Annotated in this window: 18 protein-coding genes; 11 read left to right on the top strand and 7 right to left on the bottom strand. The window is 33.2% G+C overall.

From position 1 onward, the window contains the following. Nucleotides 1-68: 68 nt before the first annotated feature. The 5 genes from LG45_RS09480 to LG45_RS09460 form a co-directional block, all read right to left on the bottom strand. Nucleotides 69-362, bottom strand: a complete 294-nt coding sequence (locus tag LG45_RS09480) for a GIY-YIG nuclease family protein (protein ID WP_035126501.1) — start codon at nt 360-362, stop codon at nt 69-71. A 190-nt stretch (nt 363-552) separates the two neighbouring features. Beyond that, on the bottom strand, nt 553-1,353 hold the full coding sequence (locus LG45_RS09475; protein WP_035126499.1) for a TatD family hydrolase: 801 nt from the start codon (nt 1,351-1,353) through the stop codon (nt 553-555). Between the two features lie 155 nt (nt 1,354-1,508). Beyond that, nucleotides 1,509-2,408 (bottom strand): phosphatase domain-containing protein, encoded by a 900-nt coding sequence (locus tag LG45_RS09470; protein WP_035126497.1) that lies wholly within the window; start codon nt 2,406-2,408, stop codon nt 1,509-1,511. A 12-nt stretch (nt 2,409-2,420) separates the two neighbouring features. Then, nucleotides 2,421-3,605 (bottom strand): hypothetical protein, encoded by a 1,185-nt coding sequence (locus LG45_RS09465; protein WP_035126495.1) that lies wholly within the window; start codon nt 3,603-3,605, stop codon nt 2,421-2,423. Nucleotides 3,606-3,609: 4 nt separating this feature from the next. Further along, on the bottom strand, nt 3,610-4,887 hold the full coding sequence (locus LG45_RS09460) for a class I SAM-dependent methyltransferase (protein ID WP_035126493.1): 1,278 nt from the start codon (nt 4,885-4,887) through the stop codon (nt 3,610-3,612). 158 nt (nt 4,888-5,045) lie between these two features. Here LG45_RS09460 and LG45_RS09455 point away from each other — a divergent pair, with 158 nt between their 5' ends. From LG45_RS09455 to rlmH, 8 genes are all read left to right on the top strand, one after another. Beyond that, nucleotides 5,046-6,056 carry a helix-turn-helix transcriptional regulator gene (locus LG45_RS09455; protein WP_035126491.1) on the top strand — a complete coding sequence of 337 codons (1,011 nt, stop codon included), beginning with the start codon at nt 5,046-5,048 and terminating at the stop codon, nt 6,054-6,056. Nucleotides 6,057-6,106: 50 nt separating this feature from the next. Further along, a complete protein-coding gene (locus LG45_RS09450; RefSeq protein WP_035126489.1) occupies nt 6,107-6,457 on the top strand; it encodes a DUF2200 domain-containing protein in 351 nt (116 codons plus the stop codon). A gap of 340 nt (nt 6,458-6,797) precedes the next feature. Then, nucleotides 6,798-7,229, top strand: coding sequence for a MarR family winged helix-turn-helix transcriptional regulator (locus tag LG45_RS09445; RefSeq protein WP_035126487.1), 432 nt, complete (start codon nt 6,798-6,800; stop codon nt 7,227-7,229). Between the two features lie 98 nt (nt 7,230-7,327). Next, nucleotides 7,328-9,718: a 3-hydroxyacyl-CoA dehydrogenase/enoyl-CoA hydratase family protein gene (locus tag LG45_RS09440; protein ID WP_035126770.1), complete on the top strand. Its 2,391-nt coding sequence runs from the start codon at nt 7,328-7,330 to the stop codon at nt 9,716-9,718. Nucleotides 9,719-9,810: 92 nt separating this feature from the next. Then, nucleotides 9,811-10,992, top strand: coding sequence for an acetyl-CoA C-acyltransferase (locus tag LG45_RS09435; protein ID WP_035126485.1), 1,182 nt, complete (start codon nt 9,811-9,813; stop codon nt 10,990-10,992). A gap of 32 nt (nt 10,993-11,024) precedes the next feature. Further along, nucleotides 11,025-11,378, top strand: a complete 354-nt coding sequence (locus LG45_RS09430; protein WP_035126483.1) for a four helix bundle protein — start codon at nt 11,025-11,027, stop codon at nt 11,376-11,378. A gap of 44 nt (nt 11,379-11,422) precedes the next feature. Beyond that, the gene (locus tag LG45_RS09425) at nt 11,423-13,213 is read left to right on the top strand and encodes an acyl-CoA dehydrogenase family protein (protein ID WP_089046911.1); all 1,791 of its coding nucleotides are present in this window, start codon (nt 11,423-11,425) and stop codon (nt 13,211-13,213) included. Nucleotides 13,214-13,292: 79 nt separating this feature from the next. Then, the gene (rlmH, locus tag LG45_RS09420) at nt 13,293-13,766 is read left to right on the top strand and encodes a 23S rRNA (pseudouridine(1915)-N(3))-methyltransferase RlmH (RefSeq protein ID WP_035126769.1); all 474 of its coding nucleotides are present in this window, start codon (nt 13,293-13,295) and stop codon (nt 13,764-13,766) included. Nucleotides 13,767-13,814: 48 nt separating this feature from the next. Here rlmH and LG45_RS09415 read toward each other — a convergent pair whose 3' ends face one another. Both LG45_RS09415 and folP read right to left on the bottom strand, forming a co-directional pair. Further along, nucleotides 13,815-14,429, bottom strand: coding sequence for a hypothetical protein (locus LG45_RS09415; RefSeq protein ID WP_035126479.1), 615 nt, complete (start codon nt 14,427-14,429; stop codon nt 13,815-13,817). Nucleotide 14,430: 1 nt separating this feature from the next. Then, nucleotides 14,431-15,258, bottom strand: a complete 828-nt coding sequence (gene folP / locus LG45_RS09410) for a dihydropteroate synthase (protein ID WP_035126478.1) — start codon at nt 15,256-15,258, stop codon at nt 14,431-14,433. Nucleotides 15,259-15,350: 92 nt separating this feature from the next. On the opposite strand from folP, the gene LG45_RS09405 reads away from it, so the two are divergent. The 3 genes from LG45_RS09405 to LG45_RS09395 all read left to right on the top strand — a co-directional run bounded on the left by LG45_RS09405 (nt 15,351) and on the right by LG45_RS09395 (nt 17,611). Further along, nucleotides 15,351-15,890 (top strand): DUF1599 domain-containing protein, encoded by a 540-nt coding sequence (locus tag LG45_RS09405; RefSeq protein ID WP_035126476.1) that lies wholly within the window; start codon nt 15,351-15,353, stop codon nt 15,888-15,890. A gap of 106 nt (nt 15,891-15,996) precedes the next feature. After that, a complete protein-coding gene (locus LG45_RS09400; RefSeq protein ID WP_035126474.1) occupies nt 15,997-17,100 on the top strand; it encodes a BT_3928 family protein in 1,104 nt (367 codons plus the stop codon). A 16-nt stretch (nt 17,101-17,116) separates the two neighbouring features. Beyond that, nucleotides 17,117-17,611, top strand: a complete 495-nt coding sequence (locus LG45_RS09395) for a thioredoxin-like domain-containing protein (RefSeq protein ID WP_035126768.1) — start codon at nt 17,117-17,119, stop codon at nt 17,609-17,611. Nucleotides 17,612-17,615: the final 4 nt, after the last annotated feature.

Below are 17,615 nucleotides of genomic sequence, written 5' to 3'. Positions count from 1 at the left end.
CGAGTGATTTTCTGTTTTAAAAACGACAGTTTTTGAAACAGAAAATTGTATCGAGAACCTATGAAAAACTATTTACTAAAATTTTTCTTAGCCAAATTAGTCAAAGCATCATAATTACCATTTATTAAAGCTTCTTTTTTTAGTCTAGACCATTTCTTAATTTGCTTTTCCTTCTCAAAAGCTAAATTAATATCGGTAAATTCAGCATAGAAAACCAATTCCAAAGGTCTTTTTGTAGCAGTATAGCAATCAGGATAAAATGCAGTATCATGTTGAAACATCCTTTGTTGAAGATTACTTGTAACTCCTGTATAATAAGAGTCATCGGCGCATTTTAAGATATATACGTAAGATTGTTGCATAACCAAAAATAAGGAATTATTTCTTTAACGAGGTTCTCGATACAATTTTATAAACCAATCTCCTAATTCACACTACCGTCACTTCGAGTGATTTTCTGTTTTAAAAATGACAGTTTTTGAAACAGAAAATTGTATCGAGAACCTATGAAAAAGCAAACCTCTATTTCACCCTATCGTCACTTTTATTGATTCATATCCCAAAAAAACCTTTAGCATTTTCAGTACTATGTCTTGCGATAACGTCTAAACCAACACCTTTAAACTGCGCAATAGTTCCGGCTACATAAGGTAAAAAAGCAGGTTCGTTGCGTCGTTCATGGTATTTTGTCAATTGATTTTTTGGTACGTTTTTAGGCAGCATAAAAGGAGCATCAGTTTCAATCAGTATTCGATTTAGCGGAACATATTGAAGTACTTCTTTTAAATGCTCAAATCGGTTGCTATCACTTATCGCGCCAGTAAATCCCAAATAAAAACCATTATCTAAATAGGTTTTGGCTTCTGCCATACTACCTGTAAAACAATGCACTACGGCTTTGGGTAATTGGGGCAAATACTCATTTGTTACAGCTATAAAACGGTTAAAAGCCGCTCTTTCATGAAGAAAAAGCGGTTTTTGCACTTCAATTGCCAATTCGAGTTGGGCTTTATAACAGCGTTCTTGAACGTCTCGTGGAGAGAAATCTCGGTCAAAATCGAGTCCGCACTCACCTACCGAAACTACTTCTTTCAATTGCAAAAGTGCTTTCAGTTGAGCTATACTTTGTCCGTCAAAACTCTTAGCATCGTGCGGATGAATTCCTGCTGTGGCATATAAAACGCCTGGATAGTGCGCGGCAATCTTAGCCGATTCTTGACTGTTTTTTACGCTCGTGCCTGTGAGTATCATTTGTACTACATCGGCATCGATTCCATTTTGTATAATGTCATCAGCATCATTATCGAACTGCCTATTCGTTAGGTTGATTCCTATATCTATATATTTATTCATATTTTTTTTAATTAATTTTAAAATCCAATCGTTTTCCCAATTTAAACTATGCGACTTACTTTGTTGCGCAGGAGGATTTGAACCTGCATCTTTTGGATTTTATTGTTTGTAATCTTGTTTGTAATTCTTACTAGCTCCAACAAGTAGTAGTAAAACTAAAAATCACCATAGTACACTTGAAAACAAGGTAATTTTAAGTCGTTTCGCCAGGTATCAACCACCTGATTTCTATCGTCTAAAACAAATTCTACGAAATACTTGTCTTTGATGAACGCATGGTAAATCTCCGTTTTAATGATGGCATCTTTTCTGCTATCGCTGGTTTTTCGCATGATTAAATCGTCAAATTCAATACCATGGTTTTCTAAAAATTTCAAGGTTGGCGCTTTAAATTTCTCTTCTCTTCCTGAAACCAAAAGCACTTGGTAGCCCAACTTTTTATAGTTTTTTAAAACATTAGCAACCGGTTCGTTCAACAAATCTTCGTTGCATTTACTGGCGTCAAATGGGTTTCTTCCGTTCATCAATGCTAATGTTCCGTCTAAATCACAGATGATGGCTTTAGGTAATTCCGTATTTTGTTGTACATATTCAATGTTTTTAGTTACTTTTTTAACAGCTTTAAAATCGAACTCCTGCTTTACCTTTTGTAATTGGTTGTACATGTTTTCAATGACTTTTTTAGGAACTTTTCGAGTTCGATTTTCGTTTCGAGTGTAAAGTTCGTTAAGAGGCAAATCGAACAATTTAAATTCGATAGTAGCCATTTCATTGAACGCCGTAATGGGTTGCTTAATGTACTCCAACTTAGTGTGACAATTGTCTAAAATTACATTCCAACCATTACTTAACAAGGCTTTTATTTGGGCGTTAATGATTTTGGTTATCATACTTTCGGTTGCTGCATCCATAACATCTTGAAATTGTGCAAAACGAATTTCATCTCTGCTAATTCGCATGGTTTTTGGTGTTGTTTTAACCATCCATTCGGCATAAGTGCTTTTTCCAGAAGCTGGACAACCTATCAATAACGTTAGTGTTGGTGTTTTTTTCATTTCCTATTTTTTTTACAGTCTTGGATCTAATGTTTTTTCTATTTCTTCATTATTGATTCGTTTCAAAAGTAACAATCGCATCAAATAATTCTCCTCGTTCAAATCTTTGTAAGGAATTTCAAGCATCTGCTGATTGATTTCCCAACCATTTATAGATTGCTCCATTTTCTTTTTAACGTTTCGTTTATCGATGTAATGCTCAAAATTGGAATCAAAATTAACTCCGTAAATCATGGTCAAATAATTGTTGTTTCTAATTTTGAAACAAGGTGGCAAACCTTTGATATAGCTTTCAGCAGGTTTAATCATGATGCCTTCTTCATTATCAGCAGTCAATGTTTGAAAGAAATCATAAATTTGATTGATGTTTTCTTGTTTATTATCTGCAGTAAAATCCAACTTTAAAAAGGCATCATCATTAACCATTTCATAAGTTAAATTACTATTCGGAAGCACTTCTTTACCTGAATTCAAAACAATTTTTAAAATGGTAAATGGTTTAAAATGCACCGGTTCTTCTTTTCCAAAAATATCAATTTGCTTTTTAAAAACGTCCAACGATTGCTTTTGCTGATTCACATCCGGTAATCCCAACTTTTGCAATGCTTCATACTGACGGATAATATGCGATTTATGTTTGTTTCTAAACTCTTTATTGGTTAAATTTTTCTTATCGGAAACGTACTCTTGAAAACTTTCTGAACCTTGAACTGTTTTGATTTTTTCTAACAAATTACTAGATTTCAAATATTCATTTTGAGTCTCCAAAGCATCATAATATCCTATAAATTCTTTGTCAATCAAGCTAGTACCAAGCACTTTCCATGGTAACAATTCGGATGCAATTATCATGGTGTCAAAATCGGGATAAAGCGCAATCATTTTTTCATGCAATCCCTTGATGCTTTCCAAAGCCAATTCCAAATCGATGTGTTCAATCTTGTAACCATTTCTGGAAACAAAATAGCTTTCGTGCAAATGTCTTTTCAAATAAATAGAGCAATACGAACCCATGTATTTTTTTTGAACAACCAATCGAGTAACGCCTTTATCTAAATAATAGTCGACAGCTTCTGATATACTTTCTATCTCATTATTTTGAACATTTTTTGGTGCTGGCGAAATGGTTGGAGCAAAATCATTAATCTGACTTTTACAAAACCAGTCAATTCTATTTCTAATTTTAGTATCTAACATCTTCTTACTTATTATAAATTATTACTGCACTTGTTGGATAAACTCCATTTACACAATCACCAATTCCAAAAAAATCTTTATTGTTGGGAAAGATTTCATTAATTAAGGTTACAAACTCCGAATTAGACAATTCAAAATCATGGTCATCATGTCTAAACTCATTTATCATTTCATAATTGGTATTAAAATCCTTGTCTGGCGTAGTGATGTACAACTTAGAAAAATTAGTGTTATCTCTTAACCAAATCATTAATTCTTTGGCTTCTACTAACGGATTGTGTTCTATAACTTCACTTAAAATAATTTGTCCTTCAAAACCAATGATCTCCTGTTTGTTGGCAACCCAGTTTAAATTATCTGCTTTAAATTGTTCCGCTATTTTTAAAACTTCCGAACTAAAATCAACTTCATCATAAGCAAAATACTCATTTGAGAAACCTTTCTTCATAACACTTTTATAATACTGCAATTCGCCACAACCAAAATCTAAAACAGGTTCATCAGAATGGATTCTTTCACAGATAAATTGTTTTCGAGACTGATGCGTATCAGTAAAAACAAACTGAATAGTGTTATTAAAATAGGCCTCCAATTGAGGTTTGAATTTTTCAAATTGAACAGGAGAACGCATAACTCTTTTGATAAAAAGATAAAAAGCGAAGTACGGAACACCCGAAATATTACAAAACATGGTGATGTATTTCTGAATAAAAGAATCATCAATGTAAGTGTAAATGGCATATCTATTAGTAAAATGAGAAAACATCGCTACAATAGAAACTTTTTGAATCGCCTCACGAATGGTGCTTCCCTCAGTTTTCAAACTATAATTATTGCCAATTTTAGGAGTTAATGTAATGCCATCAATATATTTTGACAACAAATAGCTATCATTCTTAAACCAACCCGAATCAATAAAAAAAGTAGGAATCTCAACTGTTGCTGGATGTGTATCAATTTCATCATAAGTTTTTCCTAACCATGAAATTTCTGTAGAAGCCAAAATCTCTTTTTCTTTATACAAATGATTGAAAAATTCGGTTCCCATATTCAAGGCCAATAAAGGACTGCAATGACTTTGAAAATCAATCTGACTTCCATCTTCTGGCATGAAACTGTGTTTTGAATCAAAGAAAACGCAGTGATATTCATTAGAAGAAACTGCATTGCCAATTACAACGCCATCTTTTAATTCTTTCAAATACAATCCGTTATCCGTATTCGGATTTTTATACAATACATCTAAAAAGTATTGATTGTCTGATTTCAAAATTAGTATCATGTCTTATTTTTTATTTTTCAAATATTCAAAAACTAGTGCGCAATTATTTTGCGTAGTAAAAAATAAACTTTAAATTTGATTTTAAATTCAAAAAAACATCTCTAATCTTAGCGAAACTTTGTGAGAACTTGGTGGAACTTTGTCTTACAATTTCAAAAATGGCTCAAAATAAAAATGCGTTAATCCGATACAAAACCATAGATAAGTGTTTGCAAAATCGCTACCGAACTTGGACATTGGAAGAATTAATAGAAGCCGTAAGCGAAGCCTTGTATGAATATGAAGGAAAGGAAAATCCGGTGAGCAAGCGCACGATTCAATTGGACATTCAATTAATGCGAAGTGAAAAATTAGGTTACAATGCGCCAATTGTAGTTTATGATAAAAAGTATTATAAATATGAAGATGAAGAATTTACTATTACCGATATTCCATTAACTGAAACTGATATAAATGTATTAACAGAAACAGTTTCCATGTTAAAACAATTCAAAGATTTCTCTTTATTTAATGATGTTTCCGATATTTTACAGCGATTGGAAGACAAAATTTACGCCGAGAAATCACATACACAACCTGTAATTCATTTAGATAAAAATGAAAACTTAAAAGGATTGCATTTCTTGGACGAATTATATCAAGCCATTATCAAAAAGGTTGTTTTAAAAATTACTTACAAATCGTTTACTTCTCGAGATGAAAATACGTTTTTGTTTTATCCTTTTATTTTGAAAGAATTCAATAATCGTTGGTTTTTGGTTGGTAAAAAACGTCCTAAAGCACCTATTAGCAATTTGGCGTTAGACCGAATTATTGCAATAGATTATGATTTTCAAACGCCTTATATTGAAGCAGATTTTGATGCCGAGAAATTCTATAAAAATGTTGTAGGAGTAACCGTAAATACAGGATTAAATACCCGAAAAATCGAACTGTGGATAGATGCCATCAACGCGCCCTATGTTGTGACGAAACCGCTTCACAACTCACAAAGACTAATAAAAACCAATGATGATGGAAGCATAATAATTCATTTACTTTTAATAGAAAACTACGAACTAGAGCGATTACTACTAGGTTTCGGAAACGGATTAGAAGTAATAAAACCCGAACGTTTGCGTAATAGAATAAAAAAGATTTTAGAAATGAGTATTGAAAAATATAGTTAATTTTGTGAATCAAATTTGTATTTTCATAAATAAATTTTCATCACCTAACCATGGAAAATCATAGAATATTTACTACATCATTCGCAAGTGTTTATCCGCATTACATCAATAAAGTGGAGAGAAAAGGACGCACCAAAGCCGAATTACATGAAATTATTTTTTGGTTAACAGGCTACAACGAAGATACGTTTCAACTACTTCTTGACGACAAAACCGACTTTAATACCTTTTTTAAAAAAGCACCACAACTCAATCCAAATGTATCTAAAATTACTGGTGTAATCTGTGGCTACCGCGTAGAAGAAATTGAAAATCCATTAATGCAAAAGATTCGCTACCTGGATAAATTAGTTGATGAATTGGCCAAAGGTAAATCGATGGATAAAATTTTAAGAAGCTAATTATATTATTTCAAGATTAGGTTTTTAAACTATCGATTTACATATACTACAAGAACCATTATTCTTTATTAGTGGTTCAAAATCACAATCTGATGCATCATTTCAACGATATTTCATCAATAAATAACGAAATGATAATCTCATAATTATCGTTTTTTTCGTTAAATAATAGGAATTTTACAGTTTTTCAAACAAACCTGAATCCAAATAAAATCAATACTTTTTGCAGATTTTACAAATTTGAAGCAAAAAAAACTTCAAAATAGTATGCGTGCATAATAAATTTTTAGTATCTTTGAAATTCCGAACTAAAACGTTATAGCAAAGCGTCGTTATAAATATGAAAGAAAAAACAATAGACTATATATTGAGAGCCACTTGGCAAGCCGTTTCGAGAATGTACAACGAAGAAGCTTCCAAATTTGATGGTTCGATGGCAATTGGTTTTGCATTACTCAGTATTGATAAAGAAGAAGGAACACCTTCAACGGCTATTAGTTCACGAATGGGAATGGAAGCAACTTCCCTAACACGAACACTAAAAACATTAGAAGAAAAAGGATTAATAATACGAAAGAAAAATCCGGATGATGGTCGCGGCGTATTAATTTACCTGACAGATTTTGGGAGACAAATGCGAGCACAATCTAAAGAAACAGTGTTACAATTTAATGAAACCATTCGCAAAAACATATCAGAAGAAAAAATGAAAAACTTCATTGAAGTAGCAGATATTATTAACGATTTGATTGCGGAGAAGAAGATATTTTAGAAAATAGAGGAAAGAAACAAGAAGAAAGAAAGCTGTTTGCATAGAAGAGTCTTGGCTCTTGCATCTTGGCTCTTGCTTCAAAAAACAATAAACAACACATGAAAAGATTAATCAAGAAAGTGGCAGTAGTTGGATCCGGAATCATGGGTTCAGGAATTGCGTGTCATTTTGCAAACATCGGATTGGAAGTATTGCTTTTGGATATTGTTCCAAATGCTTTAACAGAAATCGAAGAAAAGAAAGGACTAACATTAGAAAGTAAGGTCGTTCGTAACCGATTAGTGAACGAACATTTAGCGAATGCTTTAAAAAGTAGCCCATCGCCTATTTACAATCAGAAATTTGCTAGCCGAATCACAACCGGAAATACAACTGATGATATGGCTAAAATTGCCAACTACGATTGGATTATCGAAGTGGTTGTAGAACGTTTAGATATCAAGAAATTGGTTTTTGAACAAATCGAAAAATACAGAAAACCTGGAACTTTAGTAACCTCAAATACTTCTGGAATTCCTATAAAGTTTATGAGTGAAGGACGAAGCGAAGATTTTCAGAAACACTTCTGCGGAACGCATTTTTTTAATCCAGCACGTTATTTAAAATTATTCGAAATCATTCCAGGTCCACAAACTTCTCCTGAGGTATTGGATTTCTTGACTAATTATGGATCACAATTCTTAGGGAAAACATCAGTTGTAGCCAAAGATACTCCAGCATTTATCGGAAATAGAATCGGTATTTTCGGAATTCAGAGCTTGTTTCACTTGGTTACCGAAATGGGTTTAACCATTGAAGAAGTAGATAAATTAACTGGTCCAGTTATTGGTCGACCAAAATCGGCTACTTTCAGAACAGTTGACGTTGTTGGATTGGACACACTAGTTCATGTTGCCAACGGAATTTACGAAAACTGCCCGAATGACGAAGCACACGAATTATTCAAACTTCCAACATTCATCAACAAAATGATGGAAAACAAATGGTTGGGAAGTAAAACAGGACAAGGTTTTTACAAAAAAGAAGGAAAAGAAATCCTAACATTAGATTTAGATACTTTAGAATATAGAGCGGCAAAAAAAGCAAATTTTGCAACATTAGAATTGACTAAAACCATTGATAAACCAATCAATAGATTCAAAGTTTTAGTAAAAGGAAAAGACAAAGCAGGCGAATTCTACAGAAAATCGTTCTCCTCAATGTTTGCCTATGTTTCGAATAGAATTCCAGAAATATCAGACGAATTATACAAAATTGACGATGCTATGAAAGCTGGTTTCGGATGGGAAAATGGTCCATTCGAGATTTGGGATGCCATCGGTGTTGAAAAAGGAATTGAGTTAATGAAAGCTGAAGGTTACGAGCCAGCAGCTTGGGTTACCGAAATGTTAGCCTCTGGAACAACAAGTTTTTATGCTGTAAAAGAAGGTGCAACGTATTTCTATAATATTCCAAATAAATCGCAGGCAAAAGTCCCTGGACAAGATAGTTTCATCATCTTAAATAACATCCGTGAAACTAAAAAAGTTTGGAGTAATTCGGGTGCCATAATTCAGGATTTAGGTGACGGAATATTGAACTTAGAATTCCAATCGAAAATGAATACCATTGGTGGCGATGTATTAGCAGCCATCAACAAAGCAATCGATTTATCAGAAAAAGAATACCAAGGATTGGTTATCGGAAATCAAGCAGCCAATTTCTCTGTTGGAGCAAACATTGGAATGATTTTCATGATGGCAGTCGAGCAAGAATACGACGAATTGAACATGGCAATCAAAATGTTTCAAGACACGATGATGCGCGTTCGTTACTCTGGAATTCCAGTAGTAGTTGCGCCACACGGAATGACTTTTGGTGGCGGATGCGAAATGAGTCTGCACGCCGATAAAGTAGTTGCCACAGCAGAAACGTATATGGGATTGGTAGAATTTGGAGTTGGTGTAATTCCTGGTGGCGGTGGTTCAAAAGAATTGACTTTACGTGCCTCAGATTTATTCCACAAAAATGACGTTGAATTGAATGTTTTACAAGAATATTTCATGACCATCGCCATGGCAAAAGTATCAACATCAGCTTATGAAGCTTTTGATACCGGACTTTTACAAAAAGGAAAAGATATTGTTGTTGTCAATAAAGACAGACAAATTGCAGAAGCCAAAAAACACGCTTTGTTAATGGCAGAAGCTGGTTACACGCAACCTATCCAGAGAAAAGACGTAAAAGTTTTAGGGAAACAAGCATTAGGAATGTTTTTAGTCGGAACAAACCAAATGGTTGCCGGAAAATACATTTCAGAACACGATTTGAAAATTGCAAACAAACTGGCTTATGTAATGGCTGGAGGAGATTTATCAGAACCAACTTTAGTGAGCGAACAATATTTATTGGATATTGAAAGAGAAGCATTCTTGAGTTTGTGTACCGAAAGAAAAACATTGGAGCGTATCCAATTTATGTTAACTAAAGGGAAACCATTGAGAAATTAGAAATTAGAAACAAGAAGAAAGAAGAAAGACATAAACAATCTTTCAGCGAAGCGATCTTAACTCTTGCTTCTTTCCTCTCAAAAATAAAAAAAATGAAAACAGCATATATTGTAAAAGCATACAGAACAGCCGTTGGAAAAGCTCCAAAAGGAGTATTCCGTTTTAAAAGACCAGACGAATTGGCTGCAGAAACCATACAGTTCATGATGAATGAATTGCCTGATTTCGACAAAAAAAGAATTGATGACGTAATGGTTGGAAACGCGATGCCGGAAGCCGAACAAGGTCTGAACGTTGGTCGATTAATTTCCTTAATGGGATTAAAAGTAACCGATGTTCCTGGAGTTACGGTAAACAGATATTGCGCTTCTGGATTGGAAACTATCGGAATGGCAACTGCGAAAATCCAAAGCGGAATGGCAGATTGTATCATCGCCGGTGGTGCCGAAAGTATGTCGTTCATCCCAATGGGCGGATACAAACCTACACCAGATTACGCCGTAGCAAAAGAAGGAAACGAAGATTATTATTGGGGAATGGGTTTAACGGCAGAAGCTGTTGCCAAACAATTCAATATCTCTCGTGAAGATCAAGATGAGTTTGCTTTTAATTCGCATCAAAAAGCTTTGAAAGCACAAGCTGAAGGTAAATTTGACAAACAAATTGTTCCAATTACTGTGGAGCAAACATTCATCAATGAAAATGGTAAAAAGGAAACAAAATCATATGTAGTAAACAAAGATGAAGGTCCAAGAGGCGACACCAATATTGTTGCATTGAATAAATTACGTCCGGTTTTCGCCGCTGATGGAAGCGTAACTGCTGGAAATTCATCGCAAATGAGTGATGGTGCAGCGTTCGTTTTAATCATGAGTGAAGAATTGGTAAAAGAATTAAACATCACTCCTATTGCTCGATTAGTAAATTTTGCTTCAGCTGGAGTTGAACCAAGAATTATGGGAATTGGACCAGTAAAAGCAATTCCAAAAGCATTAAAACAAGCTGGTTTATCGTTAAATGATATTGGATTAATTGAGTTAAACGAAGCTTTCGCATCACAAGCATTAGCAGTAACTCGTGAACTAAATTTAAACCCAGAAATCATTAACGTTAATGGTGGCGCAATTGCACTTGGTCATCCATTAGGTTGTACAGGCGCAAAATTATCGGTACAATTATTTGACGAAATGAAACGCCGTGGCGATAAATACGGAATTGTAAGTATGTGTGTTGGAACCGGACAAGGAAGTGCAGGAGTTTTTGAATTATTATAGAGAATAGAAGCAAGAAACAAGAGGCAAGACATATGAAACATAACTTTAAAAATCTTAAAATTTGGATGTTATCAATGGAAATCACTTCAGATATTCATAAAATAGGTCTAGAATTTCCAAAGAATGAAGTTTATGGTTTAGTAAGTCAAATGAATAGAGCTGCTGTTTCAATGCCATCAAATATAGCAGAAGGTTCTAACAGAGGTAACAATCATTTTAAACATTACCTAAATATTAGTTTAGGTTCTTCCTTTGAATTACAAACACAATTATTAATAGCAAATCAAAATAAATATATAACCAACGAAAAAACGATAGAAATAGAAAACAAGATTATTGAATTCCAAAAAATGACAACTGGTTTTATCAGTAAATTGGAAGTTTAATCTTTTTTCTTGCATCTTTCTTCTTTTCTCTAAAAAAATAAATTATGGAAGATATTACAAGAGGTGGACAGTTTTTGGTAAAAGAAACCAAATGTGAAAATGTCTTTACTCCAGAGGATTTCTCTGAAGAACAGTTGATGATGCGTGATTCTGTGAAAGAATTCGTCGACAAAGAAATTTGGCCAAACAAAAACCGTTTTGAGGCAAAAGATTATGCTTTTACTGAAGCAACCATGCGTAAAGCAGGAGAAATGGGCTTTCTAAGCGTTGCCGTTCCAGAAAACTATGGCGGATTGGGAATGGGATTTGTGGATACTTGTCTCGTTTGCGATTATATTTCGGGAGCAACTGGCTCGTTTTCAACAGCTTTTGGTGCGCATACTGGAATTGGAACTATGCCAATTACGTTATATGGAACCGAAGAACAAAAATTAAAATACGTACCTAAATTAGCTTCAGGCGAATGGTTTGGAGCGTATTGCTTAACAGAACCAGGCGCAGGTTCTGATGCCAATTCTGGAAAAACTAAAGCAGTTTTATCGGAAGATGGAACGCATTACAAAATCACAGGACAAAAAATGTGGATATCCAATGCAGGTTTCTGTTCAGTATTTATCGTTTTTGCACGAATTGGTGATGACAAAAATATCACTGGTTTCATCGTAGAAAATGATGCTTTCAATGGTATTTCGATGAACGAAGAAGAACATAAATTAGGAATTCGTGCTTCTTCTACGCGTCAAGTTTTCTTTAATGAAACTAAAGTTCCAGTAGAAAATATGTTATCTGAAAGAGGAAACGGATTTAAAATTGCAATGAATTCATTAAATGTTGGTCGTATTAAATTGGCAGCAGCTTGTTTGGATGCGCAACGTAGAGTTACATCAAATGCAGTGAATTATGCTAATGAAAGAATTCAGTTTAATACTGCAATTTCGCAATTTGGAGCCATCCGATATAAATTAGCCGAAATGGCAACTTCTGCTTATGCTGGAGAAAGTGCTACATACAGAGCTGCAAAAGATATTGAAAACCGCATTAAACTTCGTGAAGCTGAAGGAAATTCGCATCAGGAAGCCGAATTAAAAGGTGTTGAAGAATTTGCTATAGAATGTTCTATTCTGAAAGTAGCTGTTTCTGAAGATGTTCAAAACTGTGCTGATGAAGGAATTCAGATTTATGGCGGAATGGGATTTTCAGAAGATACTCCAATGGAATCGGCTTGGAGAGATGCTAGAATTGCTCGTATTTACGAAGGTACGAATGAAATCAACAGAATGTTATCTGTAGGAATGTTGATCAAAAAAGCGATGAAGGGTCACGTTGACTTACTTGGACCAGCATCGAAAGTACAAGAAGAGTTGATGGGAATTCCCTCATTTGAAACTCCAGATTATACTGAATTATTTGCAGAAGAAAAAGAATTGGTTGGCAAATTGAAAAAAGCATTTTTAATGGTTGCTGGTGGAGCAGTTCAAAAATACGGACCCGATTTAGACGGACACCAACAATTATTAATGGCTGCAGCCGATATGTTAATTGAAATTTACATGGCAGAAAGTACCATTTTGCGTACTGAAAAACTAGCCAAAAAAGAAGGCGAAGACAAAGTAAAAGAGCAAATTGCGATGGCAAAATTATATCTATACAAAGCAGTTGACGTTGTGACTCAAAAAGGTAAAGAGAGTATTATTTCGTTTGCCGAAGGCGATGAACAACGCATGATGCTTATGGGTTTACGTCGTTTTACAAAATACACCAACATGCCTAATATTGTAGGATTGAGAGAAACAATTACCAACAAATTAGTGGCTGAAAATAGTTATTGTTTTTAATTTAGTTAAGTGAATTGTGTTTGTGAACCATCCGTTTTTTCGGATGGTTTTTTTTATACTTTTGCATTTTACAGAAACCATGAACATCAAACTTTTAGCTATTGGCAAAACCGACAATAAAAATCTACAATCTTTAATTGACGAATACAGCAAGCGCTTGTCGTTTTACATAAAATTTGATTTAGAAGTAATTCCCGACATCAAAAATGTGAAAAATCTATCTGAAAATCAACAGAAAGAAAAAGAAGGCGAACTCATTTTAGCCAAACTCTCACCCACAGATCAATTGATTTTATTGGATGAAAATGGTGCGACTTTTTCAAGTATTGGTTTCTCAGATTATTTACAGAAAAAAATGAATGCCGGAATTAAAACTTTAGTTTTTGTAATTGGCGGACCTTATGGTTTTAGTGATGGAGTGTATAAAAAAGCTCAAGGCAAAATCTCGCTTTCGGCTATGACTTTCTCCCATCAAATGGTTCGATTATTTGTAATTGAACAAATTTACCGTGGATTTACTATTCTTAAAAACGAACCTTATCACCATCAGTAAAGGTATGAGGGAAGAAGTACGAAGTACGAGAAGTTAGAAATTGAAAGTTTAATAAATGTTTTCTTCAGTATGAGTTCGTTTAATATCTAACGATTTTATGAAAACAAGATTCTTAATATAATTTTCGTAACTATCATTTTTATCAAAACAAAAATTGCATTTGTATAAATCTTCAACTGAAAGATTTTCGATATAATTTTCAAATTTTTCTTTTTCAAATGACACATTGTCCACAAAAATTTGATTTTTAGAAAAATAAATAGTCCTGCCCGATTTTGGTTTTTCTAATTTGTAATTCATTTTAGTAAAAGGTACAAATGCTAGTTGCTTTTTCTTGATGTTAGAATACGAATAATAATTCTGTGAAGTACTGTCTTTGTGAGCACTTGCTTCTTTTTTTGCTACAGCTTTTATCACTTCCGGAAGTACTAATTTTAATGGCAAACGCTTGTCAATATTGAAAATGAAATTGGTCGAACTTATGGCATTTTTTCTATTCAAATCAGCTATTGTATCTTTACCTTTTGCTTCGAAAAAAATATAAATTGGAGATAAATTTTCCACTTTATCTACAATAGTTGTATCCACTTCGGGTAATAAAACCTCTTTTTCGTTGCAAGAAAAAAGTGTGAAAGCTATAATTATAATTAGTATTTTTTTCATTTTAAATCTGATTTAATTTATTGAATAATTTCACGCCTTCAACAGCTTCTTTTACATCGTGAACTCGAAGAATATTGGCGCCTTTTTGAAGTGAAATTGCATTTAAAAATGTGGTTCCGTTCAAACTATTTTCTGCTGTGGTTTCTAATGTTTTATAAATCATAGATTTTCTGGAAACTCCAACAAGTAACGGCAATTCTAGTATTTGAAACAATTCTAATTTTTGCATTACTTCAAAATTCTGTTCCAACGTTTTAGCAAATCCAAATCCAGGATCAATAATTATATCATTAATTCCTAGACGTCTCGCCTTGCCTACTCTTTCTGAAAAATAGAAAAGCATTTCTTTGCAAATATTGTCATATTGTGTTAAGGTTTGCATCGTTTGCGGAGTTCCTTTCATGTGCATCATAATGTACGGAACTTGTAGTTTGGCAACGGTTTCCAACATATTTTCGTCAAGATTTCCAGCCGAAATATCATTGATTATTGCTGCACCATTTTCAATAGCTTTTTTGGCAATTTTACTTCTAAAAGTATCTACAGAAATTATAGTTTCGGGAAACGATTTTAAAACCAATTCTAAAACAGGAAGTAATCGATTTAACTCCTCTTCTTCCGATACAAATTCAGCATTGGGTTTGCTTGAATATGCTCCAATATCAACGAAAGTTGTACCATCTGAAAGCATTTTTTCAACTTGAGAAAGGAATTGCGATTCACTTTTATATTTTCCGCCATCGTAAAAAGAATCTGGCGTACAATTTAAAATTCCCATTACTTTGGGAGTTGTTAAATCGATGAGTTTTCCGTTACAATTGATTGTCATTCTCGCTTAGATTTCAGAATTTAGATTTTAGATTTTAGATTTCAGAGAAAAAATCTGTACTTTTGAAAAAATTCATACAAATATACCATTTAATGAAGAATACTTCACAAGAATATGATAAAGTAATTGGCGTTTGCCGTGATTTATTTATCAAAAAAATGACCGATTATGGAAGTGCTTGGCGCATTTTACGATTGCCATCGCTTACTGACCAAATTTTTATAAAAGCACAACGTATTAGAAGTTTACAAGAAAACGAAGTGCGCAAAGTGGATGAAGATGAAACCGGAGAATTCATCGGAATTATTAATTATTGCATTATGGCTTTGATTCAGTTGGATTTGGGTGTAGTTGAACAACCTGATTTAGGTGTTGAAAAAGCAACCCAACTTTATGACGAAAAAGTAACTTTGACCAAAACTTTAATGGAAGCCAAAAACCATGATTATGGTGAAGCTTGGCGCGAAATGAGAGTAAGTTCATTAACCGATTTGATTTTGCAGAAGTTACTTCGTGTAAAACAAATTGAAGATAATAAAGGAAAAACATTGGTATCTGAAGGTATTGATGCTAACTATCAAGACATGATTAATTATTCGATTTTTGCTTTGATTTTAATGAAGAAGTTTTAGTTTTCAAGCTAATAGTAAGATTGCTTCGTTCCTCGCAATGACACAATAACAATTCATTAACATCACTATTAAAATATCTACTTTAACTTTGTACAAAATTTAAAATATGAAAAACATAATTACCCAGTTTTCTAGAATTTTCGTCGGAATATTGTTCATTATTTCGGGCTTAATTAAACTTAATGATCCAGTTGGCTTTTCGTATAAATTGGCAGAATATTTTAGTGAAACCGTTTTTAATATTCCGTTTTTAGTTCCTTATACATTAGCTTTAGCTCTGTTTTTAGTGATTTTGGAAGTTGTTTTGGGTGTAATGCTTTTAATTGGATACAAAACAAAATTCACCATTTGGAGTTTATTAATTCTAATAGTATTTTTTACCTTTTTAACATTCTATTCAGCTTATTTTGATGTAGTTAAAGATTGTGGTTGTTTTGGCGATGCATTGAAACTAACACCTTGGGAATCGTTTACAAAAGACGTTGTTTTATTGGTTTTCATTCTGATTTTATTCTTCAATATGAAATTGGTGAAGCCATTATTTAGTGATAAAGTTCAGAATATATTGGCTATTTTAAGTATTGTTTTATCAGCTTTCATGGGATATTGGGTTTTAAATCATTTACCATTAAAAGATTTTAGACCTTATAAAGTGGGAAATAACATTCAAAAAGGAATGGAAGTTCCTGCAAATGCTGAAAAAAGTGTTGTAGAAATGATTTTCGTTTACAAAGTAAAAGGAGTTGATACTCAGTTTACTGAAAAAGATTTAATGGACGGAAAAATTCCATCGGATGCCGTTTTTGTGGAACGTAAAGACAAAGTAATTAAAGAAGGTTATGTACCACCAATTCACGATTTTGCTTTAGAATTAGATGGAACTGATTATAAAGACGCGTTATTACAAGAACCAAAATTGATTATATTTACAGCATACGATTTGGATAAAGCGGATGATGCTGGTTTGCAAAAATTAGAGAAAATTAATCTTGAAGCTAAAGCAAAAGGATATAAAGTGGTTGGATTAACAGCTTCAAAAGACAAAACTGCTGCGGTTAAGAAAAAATATGGTCAAACTTTTGATTACTATTTCTGTGATGCAATAGCAATTAAAACAATTGAAAGAGCCAACCCGAGTATTATTGTTCTTGAAAAAGGAACTATCAAACAAAAATTACATCACAATGATAGTGATCAACTAAAATTATAATTTAAAAATGAAAACTATGAAAAACATACTCCTAATTTTAAGTATCGTTATGACAACAATATCGTGTACTAATGCGCAAGAAACGCAGTTTTCTGAGGAAGCATTAAACGGAATCGTACTAAATTCAGAAAGTAAAGAAACTGCTTTTAGAGATATTCTGGAAAAACATAAAGGAAAAACAATATTAATTGAAGTTTGGGCTTCATGGTGTAGCGATTGCGTAAAAGCGATGCCTAAATTAAAAGAAATTCAGAAAGAGAATCCTGAAGTTGTATATGTATTTATTTCTATGGATAAATCTTTTGAAAAGTGGAATGAAGGAATTAAAAAACATGAAATTGTAGGAGAACACTATTGGGTGAACGATGAAAAAGGAATGAAAGGTAGTTTTGGACAATCAATTGATTTAGATTGGATTCCAAGATATATTATTGTTCGTGGTGAAATGGAAGTTACCTTATACAGAGCAATAGAAAAAGATTTTGACAAAATTAATCAAGCCTTAAAATAATAAA

This window comes from Flavobacterium aquatile LMG 4008 = ATCC 11947 (assembly GCF_000757385.1).
GTDB classification, from domain to species: Bacteria; Bacteroidota; Bacteroidia; order Flavobacteriales; family Flavobacteriaceae; genus Flavobacterium; species Flavobacterium aquatile.
This window is presented reverse-complemented; position numbering and strand designations above follow the sequence as displayed.

Excerpts from the sequence above, each read along its gene's own strand:
- LG45_RS09480 (WP_035126501.1), bottom strand. The coding sequence starts at position 362 with ATGCAACAATCTTACGTATATATCTTAAAATGCGCCGATGACTCTTAT.
- LG45_RS09475 (WP_035126499.1), bottom strand. The coding sequence starts at position 1,353 with ATGAATAAATATATAGATATAGGAATCAACCTAACGAATAGGCAGTTC.
- rlmH (WP_035126769.1), top strand. The coding sequence starts at position 13,293 with ATGAACATCAAACTTTTAGCTATTGGCAAAACCGACAATAAAAATCTA.
- LG45_RS09470 (WP_035126497.1), bottom strand. The coding sequence starts at position 2,408 with ATGAAAAAAACACCAACACTAACGTTATTGATAGGTTGTCCAGCTTCT.
- LG45_RS09425 (WP_089046911.1), top strand. The coding sequence starts at position 11,423 with ATGGAAGATATTACAAGAGGTGGACAGTTTTTGGTAAAAGAAACCAAA.
- LG45_RS09450 (WP_035126489.1), top strand. The coding sequence starts at position 6,107 with ATGGAAAATCATAGAATATTTACTACATCATTCGCAAGTGTTTATCCG.
- LG45_RS09440 (WP_035126770.1), top strand. The coding sequence starts at position 7,328 with ATGAAAAGATTAATCAAGAAAGTGGCAGTAGTTGGATCCGGAATCATG.
- LG45_RS09400 (WP_035126474.1), top strand. The coding sequence starts at position 15,997 with ATGAAAAACATAATTACCCAGTTTTCTAGAATTTTCGTCGGAATATTG.
- LG45_RS09460 (WP_035126493.1), bottom strand. The coding sequence starts at position 4,887 with ATGATACTAATTTTGAAATCAGACAATCAATACTTTTTAGATGTATTG.
- LG45_RS09445 (WP_035126487.1), top strand. The coding sequence starts at position 6,798 with ATGAAAGAAAAAACAATAGACTATATATTGAGAGCCACTTGGCAAGCC.
- LG45_RS09465 (WP_035126495.1), bottom strand. The coding sequence starts at position 3,605 with ATGTTAGATACTAAAATTAGAAATAGAATTGACTGGTTTTGTAAAAGT.
- folP (WP_035126478.1), bottom strand. The coding sequence starts at position 15,258 with ATGACAATCAATTGTAACGGAAAACTCATCGATTTAACAACTCCCAAA.
- LG45_RS09405 (WP_035126476.1), top strand. The coding sequence starts at position 15,351 with ATGAAGAATACTTCACAAGAATATGATAAAGTAATTGGCGTTTGCCGT.
- LG45_RS09435 (WP_035126485.1), top strand. The coding sequence starts at position 9,811 with ATGAAAACAGCATATATTGTAAAAGCATACAGAACAGCCGTTGGAAAA.
- LG45_RS09395 (WP_035126768.1), top strand. The coding sequence starts at position 17,117 with ATGAAAAACATACTCCTAATTTTAAGTATCGTTATGACAACAATATCG.
- LG45_RS09455 (WP_035126491.1), top strand. The coding sequence starts at position 5,046 with ATGGCTCAAAATAAAAATGCGTTAATCCGATACAAAACCATAGATAAG.
- LG45_RS09430 (WP_035126483.1), top strand. The coding sequence starts at position 11,025 with ATGAAACATAACTTTAAAAATCTTAAAATTTGGATGTTATCAATGGAA.
- LG45_RS09415 (WP_035126479.1), bottom strand. The coding sequence starts at position 14,429 with ATGAAAAAAATACTAATTATAATTATAGCTTTCACACTTTTTTCTTGC.